21 protein-coding genes and 2 pseudogenes are annotated in these 17,928 nt (G+C 41.5%); 15 read left to right on the forward strand and 8 right to left on the reverse strand.

Translation table 11 applies throughout. From position 1 onward, the window contains the following. Position 1: 1 nt before the first annotated feature. The 4 genes from pheT to rpsT all read right to left on the reverse strand — a co-directional run bounded on the left by pheT (position 2) and on the right by rpsT (position 4,199). Complete coding sequence (gene pheT / locus LZF95_RS06910; protein ID WP_233754252.1) at positions 2-2,413, reverse strand: phenylalanine--tRNA ligase subunit beta; 2,412 nt, start codon at positions 2,411-2,413, stop codon at positions 2-4. Positions 2,414-2,531: 118 nt separating this feature from the next. Beyond that, complete coding sequence (locus LZF95_RS06915) at positions 2,532-3,149, reverse strand: DUF1684 domain-containing protein (protein ID WP_233754253.1); 618 nt, start codon at positions 3,147-3,149, stop codon at positions 2,532-2,534. A gap of 3 nt (positions 3,150-3,152) precedes the next feature. After that, positions 3,153-3,848: a DNA repair protein RadC gene (gene radC, locus LZF95_RS06920; protein ID WP_233754254.1), complete on the reverse strand. Its 696-nt coding sequence runs from the start codon at positions 3,846-3,848 to the stop codon at positions 3,153-3,155. Positions 3,849-3,944: 96 nt separating this feature from the next. After that, on the reverse strand, positions 3,945-4,199 hold the full coding sequence (gene rpsT / locus LZF95_RS06925; protein ID WP_233754255.1) for a 30S ribosomal protein S20: 255 nt from the start codon (positions 4,197-4,199) through the stop codon (positions 3,945-3,947). Between the two features lie 216 nt (positions 4,200-4,415). On the opposite strand from rpsT, the gene LZF95_RS06930 reads away from it, so the two are divergent. Continuing rightward, entirely contained in the window at positions 4,416-5,357 is a 942-nt protein-coding gene (locus tag LZF95_RS06930; protein WP_233754256.1) for a zinc dependent phospholipase C family protein, read from the forward strand. Between the two features lie 163 nt (positions 5,358-5,520). Here the strand turns inward: LZF95_RS06930 and LZF95_RS06935 are convergent, their stop codons facing one another. Further along, a complete protein-coding gene (locus tag LZF95_RS06935; RefSeq protein WP_233754257.1) occupies positions 5,521-6,837 on the reverse strand; it encodes a pyridoxal phosphate-dependent aminotransferase in 1,317 nt (438 codons plus the stop codon). 253 nt (positions 6,838-7,090) lie between these two features. On the opposite strand from LZF95_RS06935, the gene LZF95_RS06940 reads away from it, so the two are divergent. The 12 genes and pseudogenes from LZF95_RS06940 to LZF95_RS06990 all read left to right on the forward strand — a co-directional run. Then, positions 7,091-8,437 carry an ATP-binding protein gene (locus LZF95_RS06940; protein ID WP_233754258.1) on the forward strand — a complete coding sequence of 449 codons (1,347 nt, stop codon included), beginning with the start codon at positions 7,091-7,093 and terminating at the stop codon, positions 8,435-8,437. A 13-nt stretch (positions 8,438-8,450) separates the two neighbouring features. Continuing rightward, positions 8,451-9,716, forward strand: coding sequence for a metallophosphoesterase (locus LZF95_RS06945; RefSeq protein ID WP_233754259.1), 1,266 nt, complete (start codon positions 8,451-8,453; stop codon positions 9,714-9,716). A 355-nt stretch (positions 9,717-10,071) separates the two neighbouring features. Next, entirely contained in the window at positions 10,072-10,860 is a 789-nt protein-coding gene (locus LZF95_RS06950) for a type IV toxin-antitoxin system AbiEi family antitoxin (RefSeq protein ID WP_233754260.1), read from the forward strand. After that, positions 10,857-11,648 (forward strand): nucleotidyl transferase AbiEii/AbiGii toxin family protein, encoded by a 792-nt coding sequence (locus tag LZF95_RS06955; RefSeq protein WP_233754261.1) that lies wholly within the window; start codon positions 10,857-10,859, stop codon positions 11,646-11,648. Before LZF95_RS06950 ends, LZF95_RS06955 begins: the two co-directional genes overlap by 4 nt. A 309-nt stretch (positions 11,649-11,957) precedes the next feature. Continuing rightward, positions 11,958-12,113, forward strand: a complete 156-nt coding sequence (locus LZF95_RS27665; protein WP_306422287.1) for a hypothetical protein — start codon at positions 11,958-11,960, stop codon at positions 12,111-12,113. Then, the gene (locus tag LZF95_RS27670) at positions 12,110-12,322 is read left to right on the forward strand and encodes a hypothetical protein (protein ID WP_306422288.1); all 213 of its coding nucleotides are present in this window, start codon (positions 12,110-12,112) and stop codon (positions 12,320-12,322) included. The genes LZF95_RS27665 and LZF95_RS27670 overlap by 4 nt, the downstream gene beginning before the upstream one ends. A gap of 542 nt (positions 12,323-12,864) precedes the next feature. Continuing rightward, positions 12,865-13,092, forward strand: a complete 228-nt coding sequence (locus LZF95_RS06965) for a hypothetical protein (protein WP_233754262.1) — start codon at positions 12,865-12,867, stop codon at positions 13,090-13,092. Then, positions 13,082-13,417 carry a type II toxin-antitoxin system RelE/ParE family toxin gene (locus tag LZF95_RS06970; protein WP_233754263.1) on the forward strand — a complete coding sequence of 112 codons (336 nt, stop codon included), beginning with the start codon at positions 13,082-13,084 and terminating at the stop codon, positions 13,415-13,417. Before LZF95_RS06965 ends, LZF95_RS06970 begins: the two co-directional genes overlap by 11 nt. A gap of 209 nt (positions 13,418-13,626) precedes the next feature. Then, positions 13,627-13,764, forward strand: a pseudogene (locus tag LZF95_RS06975) (metallophosphoesterase); the annotation flags it as partial. Between the two features lie 196 nt (positions 13,765-13,960). Next, on the forward strand, positions 13,961-14,254 hold the full coding sequence (locus LZF95_RS06980) for a type II toxin-antitoxin system RelE/ParE family toxin (protein WP_233754264.1): 294 nt from the start codon (positions 13,961-13,963) through the stop codon (positions 14,252-14,254). A gap of 45 nt (positions 14,255-14,299) precedes the next feature. Next, the gene (locus tag LZF95_RS06985; protein WP_233754265.1) at positions 14,300-14,587 is read left to right on the forward strand and encodes a helix-turn-helix domain-containing protein; all 288 of its coding nucleotides are present in this window, start codon (positions 14,300-14,302) and stop codon (positions 14,585-14,587) included. 164 nt (positions 14,588-14,751) lie between these two features. After that, a pseudogene (locus tag LZF95_RS06990) lies at positions 14,752-14,892 on the forward strand (metallophosphoesterase); the annotation flags it as partial. Positions 14,893-15,098: 206 nt separating this feature from the next. On the opposite strand, the gene LZF95_RS06995 reads toward LZF95_RS06990, so the two are convergent. Beyond that, positions 15,099-15,377: a Txe/YoeB family addiction module toxin gene (locus LZF95_RS06995; protein WP_233754266.1), complete on the reverse strand. Its 279-nt coding sequence runs from the start codon at positions 15,375-15,377 to the stop codon at positions 15,099-15,101. Beyond that, on the reverse strand, positions 15,374-15,625 hold the full coding sequence (locus tag LZF95_RS07000; RefSeq protein ID WP_192348279.1) for a type II toxin-antitoxin system Phd/YefM family antitoxin: 252 nt from the start codon (positions 15,623-15,625) through the stop codon (positions 15,374-15,376). Before LZF95_RS07000 ends, LZF95_RS06995 begins: the two co-directional genes overlap by 4 nt. An 86-nt stretch (positions 15,626-15,711) precedes the next feature. Here LZF95_RS07000 and LZF95_RS07005 point away from each other — a divergent pair, with 86 nt between their 5' ends. Next, positions 15,712-15,966: a hypothetical protein gene (locus LZF95_RS07005; RefSeq protein ID WP_306422289.1), complete on the forward strand. Its 255-nt coding sequence runs from the start codon at positions 15,712-15,714 to the stop codon at positions 15,964-15,966. A 407-nt stretch (positions 15,967-16,373) separates the two neighbouring features. Then, positions 16,374-16,772 carry a lipocalin family protein gene (locus tag LZF95_RS07010; protein WP_233754267.1) on the forward strand — a complete coding sequence of 133 codons (399 nt, stop codon included), beginning with the start codon at positions 16,374-16,376 and terminating at the stop codon, positions 16,770-16,772. Positions 16,773-17,022: 250 nt separating this feature from the next. Here LZF95_RS07010 and LZF95_RS07015 read toward each other — a convergent pair whose 3' ends face one another. Then, positions 17,023-17,436, reverse strand: coding sequence for a helix-turn-helix transcriptional regulator (locus LZF95_RS07015; protein WP_233754268.1), 414 nt, complete (start codon positions 17,434-17,436; stop codon positions 17,023-17,025). Positions 17,437-17,928: the final 492 nt, after the last annotated feature.

Genomic DNA, 17,928 nt, shown 5'->3' on the forward strand with positions numbered 1-17,928 from the left:
TCTATGTTCTTATCAAAGCACCTACCTCTTTTTCAAAGGCTTGGATCAATTTACTCATTGTTTTCTCAATTACCTTATCTGTCAATGTATTTTCCTGATCCTGCAAGTGAAAACTTAATGCATAGGCTTTTTTGCCCGCATCTATTTTGTCCCCCTGATACACATCAAAGACACCTATTCTTTTCAATAATTTCCCACCAAACTTAGCCGCCACCGTCTTCACCTGATCATAACTCACGGTTTTGTCAATTACCAAAGAAAGATCTCTACGCACCTCAGGGAATTTTGAGAGTTCTTCAAATTTCTTCAAACCTGAAGCTTTTTTGCAAAGCAAATCCCAGTTAAGGTCCGCATACCACACTTCCTGACGAACTTCTGCTTGCTTCAAAATCTTATCATCAAGCAAACCTACAGTCGCCAGTTCCTTCTGACCGAGCATAATTTTCAAGCCATAGGCAAAAGGCACAGCTTCCACTATAGAAAGGTCTCCAGCCTGTACATTCAACTTCTCTAGAATGCTTTCAACTGTAGAGTAAATGTCAGGAAATGTAAAACTCTTGTTTGGCTCCAACCAGCTTTCTCCTGTCCTCTTGCCTGTGAGGAAAAGCGACAGTCTTCTACTCTCCACATATCCTCCCTCAGCCTTATGATAAACGGTGCCAAACTCGAAGTATTTCAAATCTGTCTGACGCCTGTTGATATTTCTGGCCAAAACTTCCAAACCGGAATAAAGCAAGCTCTGCCGCATCACGTCAAGGTCTTCGCTTAGCTTATTGTAAATAACGACGTTGTTCGTTGGATCCAAAAACCCGGATTTCTCAGCGTAAGTTGACTTGGTCAGGCTATTGGTAATCATCTCATAATAGCCTTGCCCTGTAAGGATTTCAGTTAAGCGGTATTGCAACTTGTTGAGATCTTTCACAGGATGCTCTGCGAGGTAATCCGTCTTGAGGTTTTCGGAGAGTTCCACATTGTGGAATCCATAAATCCTCAATATCTCCTCTATGACATCGGCTTCCCTCGTCACATCCACCCGATAAGGCTTTGCCGTAGCTGTAAAACCTTCCTGGTTTTCATTTGTCACTTTGATATCCAAACTCTCCAATATAGACTTTACCTGGGAAGGATCGATTTTCTTACCTATGAGCCTGTTGATATGACCATAGTTCACCTCAATGACAAAATCCTGAATCGGCTCCGGATAAATGTCTATCAGCTCGGAAGCTACTTTCCCGCCGGCAATATCCTGCAGAAGCTTGACTGCCATTTTCAACGCATACACAGGCATATTAGGGTCTGTGCCACGCTCAAAGCGGAATGACGCATCCGTCTTCAAGCCGTGAAACTGACTCCCTTTTCTGACAATATCGGGGGAAAAATAAGCTGACTCTAAAAATATTGAGGTAGTCCCTTCCGTAACTCCTGAATCTTCTCCTCCAAAAACACCTGCTATGCAAAGCCCTCCTTTTGTGTCTTTGATCATCAATTCCTCACCGGAAAGTTTCCTTTCTTTTCCATCCAATGTAATGAATTTCGAGTCTTTGGGAAGTTTACCTACAATGATTTTCCCATCGGAAATCTTGGCCGTATCGAAGGCATGTAATGGCTGACCAAGGTCATGCAAGATGAAGTTGGTGATATCCACCACATTATTGATCGGCTCCAAATCTAGGGATTTCAGGAAATTCTGTAGCCATGCAGGGGAAGGTCCTACCTTCAAATCAGTCACCACCACTCCCGCATAGCGCGGACAGTCAGCGGTATTTTCCACTTCTACCTGAATCGACGGGCCAGTCGCCCCGGCTTTCAGCTCAGGAGCAGCATCGATCTCCAGCTCTCTTCCCAAAAGCGCTTTCAGATCACGTGCCACGCCCAAATGGGAAGCCGCATCAGCCCTGTTAGGAGTCAAACCGATCTCTAACACTTGGTCTTTGCCGATTTCAATATACTCTGAAGCAGGGGTTCCATTGGGCAGGTCGGTATCCAATACCATAATCCCGGCATGACTGGAACCTAACCCCAGCTCGTCTTCGGCACAGATCATCCCTTCGGAAACCTCACCTCGGATCTTGGCTTTTTTGATCTGGAACGAATCGCCTTCGGAGGGATAAAGCGTCGCACCAACAGTGGCAACCAATACTTTTTGGCCTTTGGCTACATTGGGAGCTCCGCAAACAATCGGAGAAATCCCAGTTCCGATATCTACCGTAGTCACGCTTAACTTATCCGCATTGGGATGCTTCTCGCAGGTCAGCACCTCTCCTATCACTATGCCTTCCAGCCCTCCTTTGACAGAGACAAACTCTTCCAGTCCTTCCACTTCCAAGCCGGATTGGGTCAGCAATGCGCCGATTTCCTCCGCAGATTCCGTGTGAGGGATATATTTTTTTAATCGATTTATCGAGATTTTCATCAGTAAAACTAAATAAGGCAAATCAATATTGATCTGCGTGATAAACAAAAGGGGTTCGAAAACCCCTTTTTATTCAATAATGCGTACAAATTTAAGAGATTTGAGCTAGGCAGAAAGGCTATTTCCCGTAATTTTTCTCACCTACTGGAATAGCGATGTCCAATAAGTTTTCTTTTGGTGGAAGCGGGCAGCCATAGTCAGGGTTGTACGCGCAGTAAGGATTGTAAGCCATGTTAAAATCCAAAGTTATGCTGTTCTTCCCGTCCTGTCGTGCGTTGATGTATCTACCGCCCCCATAGGTCTCTCCCGCACTGGTCTCATCCGCAAAGGCCAAAAAGAAATTACGCTTATCGGGCTCTTTGATTGCCTGAAGAAGAAGCAGTTTTTGGGTTTTACCATCCAATTCAAATTCCGCCCAGGAATGTTCTATGTATTTTTCCTTGGTTCCATCGGTGAGGGGCACTTCCCTCACTTTCCTCCCTTCTATGGGCAGCAGCCTGGCTTTCACCTTATAGGCCGGGTCTATAGGATAGAAATTCAATTTGGTAAAAGACTGTTTTTGTTCATCTGTAAGCGGGGACTCGAAATTAAACCGCAGGAATTTAAACTGTCTTTCCCGCTCGGCCTCGATCTTTTCGATGTAATCTTCGGGGCTCTCCGTCCCGGTCAAGGTGTAAACCACCGCAGCCAAAACCACTGCGGAGATCATCATAAGTATAATCGTGTTATTTTTCATAAGTCAGAGAATGGCCTCATCGGCGAAGCTAAAGTAGCCAACATCCGCAAAAATCACATGATCCAACACCGGCAAATCCAATTCATGCCCGATTTTAACCAAACGGTGAGTGAGTCTTTTATCCTGTTCTGATGGCCCCAGGTTGCCGCTGGGATGATTGTGTACCAATATTATGGATTGGGCAAGATGCTCCAGCGCAATCTTAAAAACGATCTTGGGATCCACCACTGTCCCAGAAGTACCTCCTTGCGAAACCAGATGTTTTCTAATGACCTGATTGCCCCTATTCAGTAGAATCAGGAAAAAATGTTCTATTTGCTCATCCAACAGTTCAGGGCGCATCAAGTCATAAATATCCTGTGAGCAGGTAATCCTGGGTCTTGTCACCGGCTCTGAATCCTTCCTCCTTCTGGCAAGTTCCATCGCCGCAATGATGGTTATGGCCTTGGCCTCACCTATCCCTTTGAATTTCTTGAGATCCTGGATTGACATTTTCGCAAGTGTCCTCAGGTCATAATTGACCCCTGCCAGAATATGCTTGGATAAATCCACCGCACTCACAGAGGGAGTACCGGAACCGATCAAAATAGCGATCAGTTCAGCATCAGTCAAGGCAGACTTACCCCTCAACAGCAGCTTTTCCCGTGGACGGTCTTCTTCTGCGAGCTGGGAAATTTTGATAGAGGCATATGTATCCATAGCAATCAATTAAAAAGTGAGCTATGAATTTAACTATTTCAGCGCATAAAAAAAACCCTGACAAGCAGGGTTTTAGAGAATTAAAATCTTTTGGGATTAACCTAGCGCGGAAACGAACTTGGCCAATCTTGATTTTTTGTTGTTTGCGTTGTTCTTGTGAATCACATTCTTCTTAGCCAACTTGTCCAACATAGAAGATACTTTTTTGTAAAGCTCAGAAGCCTCCACTTTATCAGTAGATGCTTTCAATCTTTTGATGAAAGTTCTAGTTGTTTTAGCCTGATATCTGTTTCTCAAACGCTTAGCTTCGTTAGCACGAATTCTCTTCAGAGCTGATTTGTGATTTGCCATATCTTGATATTAAATAAAATTCTTTACGTACGTGACCCTATTCCGAATTGGAGTGCAAAGTTATTAGAATTTATCAATTCCACCAAAGTAATTTTAAACATTCGCCTGAATATCACTATTCTTCGAACCAAATAATTTGGCCTCACACCCCTTAAGATGGCAAATATACCTTTTCTATCATTATTTACATGCTAAATATTTTGATTAATTTGAGGTGTGAAATTTTTTCTTACCTACATATTTCTGCTTTTTATATTCACCTCCTCATCAACTAACTGGGGTTTTTATGCCCATTCATTGATCAACAGGCTGGCTGTATTTTCACTTCCAGAGGAAATGACCATCTTTTATAAACCTCATATCCAGTTCATAACGGAGAAAGCTGTCAATCCGGACCGAAGGAGGTATGCTGTGATAGGAGAAGCGGAAAAGCACTACATAGATCTGGATCATTATGGGGATTCCGCCCTGCAAATTCTCCCAAAATACTGGAATGACGCCGTGAAAAAATTCACCGAAGACAGCCTTCGTGCCAACGGCATAGGGCCATGGTCCACCTATTTCACATTCATCAATCTTACCGAAGCTTTTGAAGCTAAAAATACTACGGCTATTCTCAGGCTTTCTGCGGACTTGGGGCACTACCTAGGCGACCTGAATGTACCGCTGCACACAACCGTGAATTACAATGGGCAATTGACCGATCAACTGGGGATCCATGGCTTTTGGGAAAGCCGAATACCCGAACTCCAGGCAAAGGACTATCCCCTATGGATAGGACAGGCAGAATATGTGGACGATCCTCAGCAGGCTATTTGGGACGCTGTAGCTGCTGCACATGCGCAGGTGGACAGTGTTTTGTCGATCGAAAGAGAGCTGACCCAGAACTTCTCTCCTGATCAAAAATTCAGTTATGAGGAGCGGAACAATATCACCGTACGGGTTTATTCCCGCGAATTCACAGAAGCCTACGTGCATGCCCTTGACAATCAAGTGGAGCGGCAAATGAGAAAATCCATCAAGATGATAGCCGATTTTTGGTTTACCGCCTGGGTAAATGCCGGACAGCCGGATTTGAGCAATTTAAACAGTACAGAAGTTGAAGATGAAGAGATAGTTAAGGACTCTAAAATTAAGGTGAGGGAACATGACAATTAGAAGACAGTATTCAGTCTCTAAGCGGTTCAAGTCTCATGACTTGGACCTACTATAATGAAGTCTTCAGACTTCTCTTCTTAGACACAAATGGCAGTCTGAAGACTGCATTGATACTGGTACAAGTCCGAAGACTTGCACCAAAGCTGATGACTGCGACTGAACACTAAACTTCTACTTCCGACCTCAAATAACTCCCAATTGCCCTTCCAAGTCTCCTGAAAGTACTCTTAAACACTTCCTCATTCTCTTCCAAGAGCGTCACACGGAATCCTCTCAGATCCGAGCAAAAGGAAGAAATCGGCACCACACAAATCCGCTCTGCAGCCAATAAATTATAAACAAATCTCTTGTCCAAAGGCATCTCTTTTTCCTCCAACCAAGAATCCAACAAATCTTTCAGTTTCTCATCTTCTATAGGCAAGAACTGATCTTCCTTTAATACCCCTTCATCAAAAACAATGGTGTTATAAAAGGCACCCTGCGTGGGATTGAACTTGATTCCGGGAATATCCCCCAGGATCTCCCGCATCCAGTCGCTGCGCTTTCCTATCTGGGCATTTGCCTCTTCCCTATATTTGAAGTAAGCGGGATGCTTCATGATCTTTGGTATGGCCAGCTGGGGCAAAATAGTAGAGCAAACCTCGATCATTTTGGCATTTTCCAGTGTCTGGCAAAGTTTTGAAAACTCTTTGGAAGATTCCCGATTATAGAATTCCATCCAGCCACAGCGTGAGCCCGGCCAAGGGAATTCCTTGGAAATCCCTTTGAGGGAAATCGCAGGTCTATCCCCTATCACTTCTGCCAATGGAACAGCAGTGATTCCGTTATAGGTGATATTCTGATAGATCTCATCGGTGATGAGTAATAGATTAAACTCCTTGGCAATTTTCACAAAAGCCTCCAAAACCTCCCTAGGATACACCATCCCAGTCGGGTTATCCGGATTGATAATTAAGATTCCGACAATCGATGGATTGTACCGTACCTTCAGGTACAAGTCCTCCATATCCGGAAGCCATTGGTTGTCCGGGTCAAGTTTGTAGGTAATTGGAGCCGCATTGGCATGTGCTGCCTCAGCAGAACTGTGTGTACTATATGCGGGAGATGGCCCGATAATCCTGGCCGTTGGGATCAGGAATTGATATAGCTTGGCAATGGCATCCCCAAGTCCATTAAAAAACAAAATATCCTCTGCTGTGATCTGAGTTCCTCTTCTCTCATTGTTAAGGTCTGCAAGAAACTTACGTGTCTCCAGCACGCCTTTAGAGTCGGCATAGCCATAGGTCTTATCCTCCTTCAGCAGATCGGCAATGATTTCCTTCATCCAGTCAGGAACATGATTGCTTTTCTGGATAGGATCGCCGATATTTTCCCAGGTCATGGCATAGCCTAAGGCCTCCACTTGACGGGCTTTCTTGACGATACCACGAATTTCATAGGATAATTCTTCCGCTCCGGGTCTGAGGAGTAACTGTCTCATAGGGTTGATAGGCTAAATGCAAAACATTTCGGGTGCAAAGAAACAAAAAAGAGAAATGAAAGCATCTGCCAGCATGGAAATACTGAATTTTTCTACCTAGGATAAAAGATCGCCAAATTTAATTTGCCCTTACTTTGTTACAAGATTTGATGAAAAATACCCTTACTTTGTGACAAAAAAAATACAATTTACCCTTACTTTGTCACAAGACATTCGAAAAAATGCCCTTACTTTGTGACAAATAGAAGCATACATGAGCTTTAATAGACAGGTGTTTAGCATATTAACCTCTTGGAAATCAAAACCAGAAAGGAAACCACTCATTATTCGGGGTGCCAGACAGGTGGGAAAGACAACTTTGGTCAAGCAATTCGCAAAGACCTTCCCTAATGCGATCTTGCTAAACTTGGAAAAAACGAGTGATCGGTCTTTCTTCGAAGACTTCGAAGATGTCAAAACAATCGTTGAGGCAATCTTAGTCAGCAAGAATTTACCGTCAAGCACTCTTTCTAATACGCTACTTTTCTTGGATGAAATTCAGGAATCTCCAAAAGCCATACAATTGCTTCGTTATTTCCACGAGGAAATGCCCGAAATGCCCATCATCGCAGCCGGGTCACTTTTAGAATTCGCTTTAAAAGAGGTCAAGAGCTTTCCCGTTGGAAGGGTTGAATTCCTGTATCTCTACCCGATGAATTTCCATGAGTACCTGGAAGCCATTGGCCAAAAAGCTGCATTGCAACAATTCGCACAAGTACCGTTAAAACCCTTTGCCCATAAGACATTGATGAATTTATTTCATCGCTATACCATCATAGGCGGGATGCCCGAAATCATCAAAACAGATTTAGAAAAACAAAATCTCGCCGACTTACCCCCCATATATGAAAGTATTTGGAGCACTTACAAATCTGACATTGAAAAGTACAGCAGCAATGAAAATGAGCGTAAAATCACCCGACATTTGATGAATTCAGCACATTTGGCCTTAGACCAACGTGTCAAATTCCAAGGATTCGGCAATTCCAACTACAGATCCAGAGAGATCGGAGAATCTTTCCGCATTTTAGAAGACGCAAAAGTAATGCGGTTAATCTATCCGACTACAGATCTAGCTCCGCCACTTCAACCCGACTTGAAAAAATCTCCAAGAATTCAGTACCTGGATACGGGATTGCTTAACTATTCCTTGGGAATCCAGGGACAAATGCTGCGGATGGAAGACTTGAGCCAAGCCTATAAAGGTGCGCTGATCCCTCATATGATTACGCAGGAATTGATTTCGACCACACACCTGACAGATCACAAACCTAATTTTTGGGTGCGCGAGAAAAGACAGTCCAGCGCAGAGGTGGACTTGGTAATCCCTTATAATGGTTTGATTATGCCTATTGAGATCAAATCCGGTGCAACAGGCACTCTTCGCTCACTGCATCAATTTATCGATGCCTGTGATCATGCTTATGCAGTGAGAATCTACGGTGGGGAATTGCGAATCGAAGAGACGACCACTCCTTCAGGTAAAGCGTATAAATTACTTAATCTACCCTATTATTTAGGTACAAGAATCAAAGAATATTTAGATTGGTTTATTCAATAAAAAAACTTCGCTAGTGATTCGCATTCTTCTACTCATAATCTTCGTATTCCTTATCGATTGGTATTCCTATCAAGCTTTCAAAACGGTATTCCCCGAGCAAAGCTGGATTAAAATCGGATTTTGGATCTTTTCTGTGTTCGTTTATCTCTTTGTAGCCTATGGATTCCTGACCTTCAGCCGGGGCAATCTCGGTCTGAACTTTGGAAGAATGATTTCCCTATTGGTTTTGTCATTGATCCCAAAGCTTATCGTCTTGGGCTTTATGTTTGGAGAAGATATCTTACGTTTTCTTACAGGGATATTTTATTCTGTAGCCGGCAGTCAGGAAGGTGATTTTCTTCCCGATCGCAGAAAGTTTGTCAGCCAAGCCGCCTTAGCATTATCCGCAATTCCTTTTCTGGGAATCCTGCACGGGGTTTTGGTAGGAAAATACCGCTACCGTGTCATCAATCATACGCTGGAATTTGATGACCTACCCGCGGAGTTTGACGGATTTACGATCACCCAGATCTCAGATATACATTCCGGGAGTTTTGACAATAAAAAGAAACTGGAATACGGCATTGAGCTGATCAATCAGCAAAAATCAGATATCATTTTGTTTACAGGTGACCTGGTCAACAACCAAGCAGAAGAAATGGAACCTTGGATAGATACTTTCAAAAAGCTAAAGGCTCCCATGGGAAAGTATTCTATTCTGGGCAATCATGACTATGGGGATTATGTGTCTTGGCCAAGTAAGGAGGCCAAAGAGGCAAATATGCAGCGTCTTTATGAAATACAGGAAGAACTTGGCTTTAGGCTATTAAGAAATGAATCCGTAAAACTTCAAAAACTTGCCCTGAGCGGAGTCGAAGGGCCTGCCACGAACGGAGTCGAAGGAGACGTAGCAAGCATAGACCTGATCGGGGTGGAGAATTGGGGAAAAGGATTTGGGCAATATGGAGACCTAAAGAAAGCTGCGGCAAACCTCAGCGATAAAAGCTTTAAAATCCTGATGAGCCACGATCCTTCACACTTTGATGAGCAGGTGAAAAATTTCCCCCAACTCATCCATCTCACCTTGAGTGGACATACCCACGGAATGCAGTTTGGGATCGAGATCCCCGGTTTTATCAAATGGAGCCCGGCTTCTCTTCGCTACCCGAAATGGGCTGGACTATACGAAGAACTAGGTCGCTACCTACATGTCAACCGTGGATTTGGATTCTTGGCCTTTCCAGGGCGGGTTGGTATCTGGCCAGAGATTACGGTGCTGAAGTTGAGGAGGAAGAGGTAGTGATCAGCTTGCATGCCGAAGGTAGTTCTCAGTGATCAGTGGGCAGAAAGATCGTGAAGTTAGATTTCAGATATAAGATTTCAGATTCTCTTAAAAGAAGTATCAATTGAAGCTACAATTTTAACTCAAGGAGTAAATTAAATTAGAAAAGATTTCAGCTAACATTTTGAAGAACAAAGAATTTTTAGTTCAATCCAAAACAGTGTTTCGGGCCTTTACGTTGTCCCCTTCACATTTCGTTTTGCTACAACACCTACAAGCCAAAAGATCTAAAATCCCGCTTCCTTCTAAACTTATTTAGCAATAATTCTTGATAAGTAGTTTTTATTGCTACTTTTAGGAAAACTTTACTAAAGTGAGAGCTAGAGAATACATCAAACACCTACTATCAATAGAAAACTATTCATTCTCACTTGAAGAAATCAGCAATCAATCCGACTCGACCGATACATCCCTGAAATTTGAACTCGCCAGATTAGTTGAAAAAAAAGAGATCACCAACCTTAGAAAAGGTTTCTACCTTATTATACCTCCCCGGTATTCAAAACAAGGCTACATCCCCATTCAGCTTTATATTCACAAGCTTTTTCAAAGCTTAAACAGAAACTACTATTTAGGTTTTTATTCGGCAGCTAGGTTCCACGGTGCTAGCCATCAACAAATCCATAGAGACTATGTAATGATTGAAAAACCTAAACTGAACGAGATTAAAAAAAACGGCTTTGACATTAAGTTCATTACTGCCTCTCAATGGCCTGCCAAAAACATTCTTGAAAAGAAATCAGATGCTGGATATTTTAATATTTCTAGCCCTGCATTGACGGCTGCTGATTTGATACATCATCAAACCAAACTTGGAGGCCTCAATAGAATGCTGGCAATTCTCGAGGAATTGGCAGAGGAAATCACTAATAAAGATTTAAATGACCTATTGACATGGTACCCACATCGAAGCACCATTCAACGACTGGCATTTATTCTGGATGAACAACAAACAGGTATTGACCTCAGTGCAATTTCTAATTACCTGAAAACAGCACCGTATTTCCCTGTACTTCTATCCCCAAAGAAGAACCAGAAAGCAGGATCGGTTGATAATCGTTGGAAAGTGGACGTGAATATCAAACTTGAAAGTGATTTATGATCCCCAAACCTTACATAGCGCAGTGGCAAGAGTTTGCACCATGGAAACAATTTTCTCAGGTAGAGCAAGATTTGATTATTAGCCGAGCTCTTGTTGAGATATTTGCTGACGATTTTCTTAAAGAAAACCTTGCCTTCAGAGGTGGAACTGCACTTCATAAATTGTATTTGAATCCTGCCCCTCGATATTCAGAAGATATTGATTTGGTCCAAATAAAGCCAGGGCCTATCAAGCCAATCATGGAAAGATTAGGTAAAGTGATTACTTTTTTTGAAGAAGACAGAAGAACTCAAAATAGAGGTCATGGCATCAAAGCTCTTTACCGGTTTACCTCCGAATATGAGGAAATACGATTGAGGCTAAAACTAGAAATCAACTGCAAGGAGCATTTCAACATTCTCGATTGGGTAGATTTTCCATTTGAAGTAAAAAGTGATTGGTTTTCAGGACAGGTTCAAATTCGAACTTACAGCCTTAACGAATTGCTAGGAACAAAACTCAGAGCACTTTATCAAAGAAGTAAAGGCCGAGACTTATTTGATTTATTTTATGCCCGACACCATCATGAATTAAACTTTGAAGAAATAGTGAATTGCTTCAAAGAATACACGCAGTTTTCAACAGACAAAAAACCACCAAGCCAAAAAGAGTTTCTAATTAATCTGGAAGAAAAAGAAAACGATCCGGATTTCTCAGGTGATATGGAAGCATTGCTCAGACCTGGCATTGAATACAATCAAGCTATAGCCTCGGAATGGCTGAAGAAGGAATTGATAGAAATAATTTAAGATAATAACAAAAGACAATTTCAAGGAAGTACTAATAAAGCTTAGTTTTCAAGGAATAGGTGACAGTTTCACGAAGGAGTTCAAAGAATTAGATGTTCTCTTAAAAGTCGATTTCAAGAAGGAACAGCTCATCTACCCTGAAGAAAAGGGGTTGAAAGTAAATGAAAGACAAACCTGCAACTTCACTGATCCAGAAAACTTTGTCGTGTTTGAATGTATCAACCGACTTTTAGAAAAAGGCTACAAGCCTAAAAACTTACTTCAAAAGCCTGCCTTGAGCGGAGTCGAAACTAGCATAACCTGATCGGGGTGGAAAATTGGGGAAAAGGATTTGGGCAATATGGAGACTTAAAAAAAGCTTCAGCAAAACTCAGCGATAAAAGCTTTAAAATCCTGATGAGCCACGATCCTTCACACTTTGATGAGCAGGTGAAAAATTTCCCCAACTCATCCATCTCACCTTGAGTGGACATACCCATGGGATGCAGTTTGGGATCGAGATCCCCGGTTTTATCAAGTGGAGCCCGGCTTCTCTTCGCTACCCGAAATGGGCTGGACTATACGAAGAACTAGGTCGCTACATACATGTCAACCGTGGGTTTGGATTCTTGGCCTTTCCTGGCCGAGTAGGTATCTGGCCGGAGATTACGGTGATTAAGTTGAAGAAGAAGTGATGGGTGAAGAGAAAGTCAGAAAGCTAAAGTGAAAAGTCAGAAAAAAAATTGGAAAAGGCGAGAGCCTGCTTTTGACATCCCACGGTATTCATCGGAACTTGAAGAGCGGAAGAGCCAATGGACATTAGAATTGCTAATGCATATTTCGGGATAAACTCCCAATACGTTGGAATTTGTAATCCGTGTCACCAATGAACTGTCTAACCAGTAAACATTTTTTAGGACAAGTCACTCAGAAAGCCGAGTACAACGAGAACCGATCCAATTACAACAATCTTTCTATCCCTGAATCAGCGGAATATTACCATCCTATTTTTTGAAAAAGCAAAGGAACGGCACGAAAGGCTAAAGTCGGGCAAGCATGAAAGGAAGCACGCTTATTCTCTGACCTATGCAAAAAAGGATTTGAACAATGCCGAGAAGAATTTGAACTTGCCAAGCGGTTTTGGGAATAGAGAACAGCCGAAAAGCTGTTCTTTCTATAACCCATTATTAATCAAAGTTTTGAAACTTTAATCTTTTAAAATTTGTAAATTTGTCATATGGAGAAAATCTTAATTGAACCGACGGATAAATCCAAGCTTGATCTAGTCAAATCATTGCTTGAAGCTATGCATATTAGTTTTCAGGTAGTTACAGAAGATGTTTTTGCAAAAAACAGAATCCTATCTGACATTAAAGAGGGCTATCTAGAGGCAAAGGCTATGGAAGAAGGGAAAGTCGAATACAAAACCTATTCGTCCTTTTCAGAAATGGAAAATGACCTATAAATTAGCTTTTACCAAAAGTTTCGGGAGGGAATTAAAGAAGTTAAAGAAAAAACACCCTTCAATCTTAGCCGACTTGGACAAAATAGCGGTAGAACTTTTGGAAAAACCGTCTCTGGGTGATCCTGTTTACAAAAATTGTTACAAAGTCAGGGTTCCAATATCCAGTATGAACAAAGGGAAATCTGGATCGGCTAGGCTGATCACCTACGTAGTATATTCGAAATCCACCATATTTCTGATCGCTATTTTTACTAAAGCTGAAAGGTCTTCAATTCCAGATAAGGAGATTAAACTTTTAATTAAAGAATTGGAAGACGAGAAATAGAATTGCTCACGAATAGGATAGCATTTCTGACGAAGCCATTTGGACGATAATGATTCCAGAGCTACCTGAATTGAAAAAAGAAATCCAAAACATAGTGGAAAAGAACTAACATAGTCGGATTTTCCCTACACATCGGGATAGGCTATATACGGCCGTTCGTAAAGCAAAGGATTCTTACCCGGATTTTCAAGAGGAGAAAGGCTTACCTCCGCTACCCGAAATGGGCCGGACTGTACGAAGAACTAGGCCGCTACCTGCATGTCAACCGTGGATTTGGATTTTTGGCCTTTCCTGGGAGGGTTGGGATCTGGCCGGAAATTACGGTGCTGAAGTTGAGGAGGAAGTAGTAGCTGTTGGTTGGAATTTGTAATCCGTGTCACCTAGGAGGTGTCTAATCTGTATACTTTTTTAGGACGAATCAGGCTATCCCATCACCTTACCCCGAATCTCGGGAAGGAAGTACGTGTTAAAACCCTTAAATAGTTTACATATAACGAAACTTTTTATATCTTTGAATCGTAATTTTATCTGACAATTAAATGAATGGTTAAACGATTTGAAACAAAACTCTTAGAAGAGGCTTTTGAATTTATCCAAAAGCAAGATTTAAAGGCACGAAAGAAAATATTTCAGAACATTAGACGAGCTGAACAGCATTCCGACCCAAAATTTTTCAAAAAACTAACCAGCGAAATTTGGGAATTTAGAACCTTATATTCAGGAATTCAATACAGGCTTTTAGCGTTTTGGGATAAAGAGGATAAAAATGAAACGCTTGTTTTCGCTACACACGGAATTATCAAAAAAACGGGTAAAGTTGACAAAAAAGGAAATTGAGAAAGCCGACAAGATTAGAACGAATTACCTAAAAAGTAAAAAGAGATGAAGAGCTACAAATTAGACGAAGCAGAAGACCTTTTAATCGGGAAAAAGGGCACAAAAGAAAGAGATGAATATGAGTTTGAATTAAAACTTGAACTCATAGGAGATATGATTAAAACTGCCCGTAAAGAACGAAAACTAACACAAGAACAACTGGGAGAGTTGGTAGGTGTAAAAAAAGCTCAAATATCAAGATTGGAAAATAGCACCGGAAATGTAACTTTTGAGACCGTGATGCGAATCTTTAATGCTTTGGGAGCTAAAATCAATTTGAGTCTTCAGATGTAAAAAACATTTTGCAGGTAGAATGGACGACAGTGAGCTGTAAAGCTCACGCTGCGCCTCACATATTTATGACCACCGTCTCCTGCTTCGTGGGGCAGGCTGTATAAGGCAGTTCGTAAAGCAAAGGATTATTACCCGGATTTATCAAGAGGGGAAAGGCTTATCTCCAATACCCAAAATGTGCCAGACTATACGAAGAACTAGGTCGCTACCTACATGTCAACCGTGGATTTGGATTCTTGGCCTTTCCAGGGCGGGTTGGTATCTGGCCGGAGATTACGGTGATTCAATTGAAGAGGAAACAATAGTGTAGGCTTGAGGGTATTTTTAGGTAAGGTCAGCATGAAGTTTTGCTGGAGTCTTGACCTTTTGCCTACGCGACAGGGCGGGGTTATTTTCGGCCAAGCCAACCGAACGGAGAATCAAGTATGTCGAAATAGGACACACATTGGCATGATTATCAAGAATGCGAGATTCAATATGACCATTAAAAATAAACAGTGCAAGGTGAGCTTTATTTATCGTCATAATGGCCATAAGCACCTAAAACTGTCACTACAATTTTTGAACCGTCAATGAGGTAAACAAGCCTGTGCTTTCTGTCGATCCTTCTCGACCAGGTGTTCTGCTGGTAGTATTTAAGTTTTTCGGGTTTACCCTTGCCTGTTTCGGGGTGTACTTTTAGTTCCTGGATTAATGTGAACAGCTTCTTTACTAGAATTTTGTTGCCAGTTTTCTTTAGTTTCTCAATATCTTCCAATGCTTCTGAAGTGAAAACAATCTCAAAAATCATAAACCAAGAAGTTCCTTCAATTGATCGTCAGTTAACTTTACCGTTTTACCTTCATTGTAGGACTGAATGCTTTTTGATATTCGCTCTTGAATTGCAGGATCATCAAAGAAGCGATCATTTTTCACATTGTTTGATAGTTCATAAATTTTATCCTTGCCTCTCTGAATGATAACCCGCTCATTCTTATCAATCAAATCCAGATATTTTTTGAGATTTTGGCGAAATTCTCTTGTGCTTACTACAACCATGGTTTTTAATATTTGTGTACACAACATGATACACAAATATATGCATTAGAGTTCAAAAATTATCTTGAAAAATCGACCTGATCGGGGTGGAAAATTGGGGAAAAGGATTTGGGCAATATGGAGACTTAAAAAAAGCTTCAGCAAAACTCAGCGATAAAAGCTTTAAAATATTGATGAGCCACGATCCTTCACACTTTGATGAGCAGGTGAAAAATTTCCCCCAACTCATCCATCTCACCTTGAGTGGACATACCCACGGGATGCAGTTTGGGATCGAGATCCCCGGTTTTATCAAGTGGAGCCCGGCTTATCTCCAATACCCAAAATGTGCCAGACTATAACAAAGAACTTGGCCGATACTTACATGTCAACCGTGAATTTGGATTTTTGGCCTTCCCTGGTCGGGTCGGCATTTGGCCGGAGATTACGGTGCTGAAGTTGAAGAGGAAGTAGGGAAGGTTTTCAAGAATTCAAGAGGTATAGGAATCAAACCCAACTTCAACCTAAGTCAGTCTAGCGGAGTCCAAGACCATTTGCCCATTAATACTATAAGCCATCTAAATCACAAAAATCTAAAGAGTCCGCTTGTCAAACTCGACGAAATCATTAATTTAGTTGCAACACTACCTAGAGACCTGAGGGAAATCCCGTTACAGGCGAAATAAAAAAGCTTAATGGGATTTATAGAGGTGTTGGCGGTCATAAAAAGCAACCATTTGGACAACACCTAATAATTTAAACCATTCTTATGAGAAACCTAAGTATTTTACCTCTTGCCTTACTATTGATTATCTCCATTCCGGGGTGTGACAAAGACAATGAAATAATCCAAACATCCATTCTTAAAATGAAATGGATAGAATCTTTTGAAGAGAAGACTTCTGAAGAAATTGAAATTTACCGACCCGGTAATCACGATGATTTCCCTGCAAGCAGGTATAGACAAGTTTTCGTTTTTGATGATAATGGAGAAATTGAATATAGCGTATTAGCTGCTAATGATGCTCATTATATGGCAAAAGGAAGTTGGGAGTACAATGAAAAAACAAAAATCCTTAAAATTTACAATTCGGACTCAGAAAAAATATATGAATTTGAGATTATTGAATTGACCAATCAAGTACTGAAAATAACAGCAAACAACTAATTACCTAATATATTTTGGGGCTTGGGTGTAAGATTGTGAAAATTATACGAACCGCTAATCGAGGTACACGGCTTCTCACCATCTAAGAGTAAAAGAAATATAGATAGGGCTAGGTGAGCTGTAACTACACATTTATGTTCTAACAAATTTGTAATTTGCCTTGGTCTATGTAAGTAGATGCTAAGGAACCCTTTTCGAGCATGGCTTAAATATCCCCAGAAAGACTTCTCTGTCTTTAGGGTTAGTAATTTTATTTGTTCAGCAACTTCTCCAATCGTCCAATCATTTCATCCTTTTCCTTTAGCATCCGCTCGTAAAGGGCGATTTTTTCATCATAGAGTTGAACAATTTTATCAATAGGATTGAAGGTTGGATAATAGCTATACAAAGAATTACCAGTCGCGTTATCATTGTTGTTGACAGTATTGGAAATAATATTCACCACCTGTTCTTCATCAAACATTTTAATCGCCTCCGCTGGCACTTTTAAAATATCAGCCACTTGGCGAAGCAATCCATCCTCTATCTCTTCCTTTTGCTCGAGTAGGCTGATTTTCTTCTGGGACCAGTCCTCCCCCAGCTCAAAGGCCAAGGCTTCCTGCTTGATGCCCATCATTTCCCTGAAGCGCTTGATATTTCTGCCGTGGTGGATCTTTTCGTTCATAGGTGAAGTGTTTAGAAAGGGAAATTAAGAATTTCTGCCGAATTGACTAAACTAAGATATTCTGGTGGATGATTATATCCAAGTATGCCCACACGAATCAAGACATTTGCTGTCTCTAATTCTTTTGCCAATTCAGCCTTTATTGACGCGGCGGAGCAAAAATTATTGTAGCGATTAGGTTTCGCCAGCCCCTGCTATATCGGCCATGCCTACAGCATTTACTGGAATTCTCGATCGATCATGTTTTCCAGCCATTGAAATGGCTGGCTATAGGATCGGTCATGCCTACGGCATTAGCTCCAGATTTATTCCACCTGCCCTGCAGCCTGGCTGCCCGCTGGACAAATCCTTTACGCTCGCCCCTCCGAGCCAAACGGCCCATATACTCGCCAGATACATTTAAACCTGCCTATTCCTTATCAGTCCCAGCGGGACGATCCATCTTCTTGCCAGAGGTTTCAACCTCTGGAATTATGAATTACAATATGCTCT

This window comes from Algoriphagus sp. AGSA1, assembly GCF_021390545.1.
In the GTDB taxonomy this organism is placed as follows: Bacteria; Bacteroidota; Bacteroidia; order Cytophagales; family Cyclobacteriaceae; genus Algoriphagus.

Bases quoted from the DNA above. Each gene is read 5' to 3' on its own strand.
- pheT (WP_233754252.1), bottom strand. From the start codon at position 2,413: ATGAAAATCTCGATAAATCGATTAAAAAAATATATCCCTCACACGGAA.
- LZF95_RS06915 (WP_233754253.1), bottom strand. From the start codon at position 3,149: ATGAAAAATAACACGATTATACTTATGATGATCTCCGCAGTGGTTTTG.
- radC (WP_233754254.1), bottom strand. From the start codon at position 3,848: ATGGATACATATGCCTCTATCAAAATTTCCCAGCTCGCAGAAGAAGAC.
- rpsT (WP_233754255.1), bottom strand. From the start codon at position 4,199: ATGGCAAATCACAAATCAGCTCTGAAGAGAATTCGTGCTAACGAAGCT.
- LZF95_RS06935 (WP_233754257.1), bottom strand. From the start codon at position 6,837: ATGAGACAGTTACTCCTCAGACCCGGAGCGGAAGAATTATCCTATGAA.
- LZF95_RS06940 (WP_233754258.1), top strand. From the start codon at position 7,091: ATGAGCTTTAATAGACAGGTGTTTAGCATATTAACCTCTTGGAAATCA.
- LZF95_RS06955 (WP_233754261.1), top strand. From the start codon at position 10,857: ATGATCCCCAAACCTTACATAGCGCAGTGGCAAGAGTTTGCACCATGG.
- LZF95_RS06965 (WP_233754262.1), top strand. From the start codon at position 12,865: ATGGAGAAAATCTTAATTGAACCGACGGATAAATCCAAGCTTGATCTA.
- LZF95_RS06970 (WP_233754263.1), top strand. From the start codon at position 13,082: ATGACCTATAAATTAGCTTTTACCAAAAGTTTCGGGAGGGAATTAAAG.
- LZF95_RS06980 (WP_233754264.1), top strand. From the start codon at position 13,961: ATGGTTAAACGATTTGAAACAAAACTCTTAGAAGAGGCTTTTGAATTT.
- LZF95_RS06985 (WP_233754265.1), top strand. From the start codon at position 14,300: ATGAAGAGCTACAAATTAGACGAAGCAGAAGACCTTTTAATCGGGAAA.
- LZF95_RS06995 (WP_233754266.1), bottom strand. From the start codon at position 15,377: ATGATTTTTGAGATTGTTTTCACTTCAGAAGCATTGGAAGATATTGAG.
- LZF95_RS07000 (WP_192348279.1), bottom strand. From the start codon at position 15,625: ATGGTTGTAGTAAGCACAAGAGAATTTCGCCAAAATCTCAAAAAATAT.
- LZF95_RS07010 (WP_233754267.1), top strand. From the start codon at position 16,374: ATGAGAAACCTAAGTATTTTACCTCTTGCCTTACTATTGATTATCTCC.
- LZF95_RS07015 (WP_233754268.1), bottom strand. From the start codon at position 17,436: ATGAACGAAAAGATCCACCACGGCAGAAATATCAAGCGCTTCAGGGAA.